Here is a 1,068-nt window from a genome sequence, read left to right as displayed (position 1 = left end):
ATTATGACAAGCGCATTCGAAATGACAATATTCGTTTTGGAATGCGTTTGTTGTAAAGATGAGAATATACGGAGAGTGTTAAGGATGGAAGAATTGAGATTGAATAATGAGTTTGAATCATTATTAAATGATAAAGAATGTGTTATAAAAAATATAAGAGATAAAATTATATTATATAATTGCAAGCAAATATATCCGGAAGATCATATTGAAATAAAAAAAGCAAATGTTAATAATAAATATGATGTTTTGGATGTACATAGAGATGAGAAAAAATTAGTGATTGAAGCGGATATAGAGACCGCAATAATATATGCGGCGGTTTTATACAAAAAAGCATATGATCCTATGGATGAATCGAAAAGAAAATATATTTGCAATTATGCAGAAAAAAATAAATTTGATGAAGTAATATGCAGTATTAGATTATGGTTTAGTGACGATATTTATTCTATAGGAATTGAGGACATTAAAAAAATCTCAATTTTAAACAACAATGAAAATATAGATGTAAAATTTGGAGGCAAATATATAGTGAAAAATGTATCAAAAATAAGCGGATATATTGTTTTTTACAATTATTGTGAGCAATTAAGAAATATAAAGTTGTTTTATGAAAAAATAAAAGCAAATTTTAAAAGTGATATTGAATTTCATAAAATTGCTAAAGTGTATATTTTATAAATTATAAAAACTATAACTGCGTATTATTTTAAAAGTATGGAGGTGACCTTGCAAGAATAATCAGCAATCTGGAGCCGACAGAAGCTAAAGAAGGAAGCCTTATAAACAGTAACTGAAGATCCGCCTTTTACCGGAAATGGGTTTACAAAGGCAGAAAATGGAGAGATAATACCGGAATTTAGATTGAAGAAATATTTAGATATTATGGATGGTGCTAAATTATTCGAGATAAAAAGAGACGGAACTGAAATACTTAAGGCTATATATAGTAAGGCAGATAATAAATTTATACCAGTTAAATAAAGAAAGAGTGAGGTGACTATATTGATGAAAGATGGAGAATTTGCAATTTATTTAGGAAAAGAATATTCGGCAGGGAAAATT

General features: G+C 27.2%; 1 protein-coding gene. It reads left to right on the top strand.

Annotated elements, in window-relative coordinates:
* Nucleotides 1–84: 84 nt before the first annotated feature.
* Nucleotides 85–684, top strand: a complete 600-nt coding sequence (locus DWX29_RS12485) for a hypothetical protein (protein WP_117909051.1) — start codon at nucleotides 85–87, stop codon at nucleotides 682–684.
* Nucleotides 685–1,068: the final 384 nt, after the last annotated feature.

The organism is Eubacterium sp. AF19-12LB (genome assembly GCF_003479125.1).
Classification (GTDB): Bacteria; Bacillota; Clostridia; order Lachnospirales; family Lachnospiraceae; genus Eubacterium_U; species Eubacterium_U album.
This window is presented reverse-complemented; position numbering and strand designations above follow the sequence as displayed.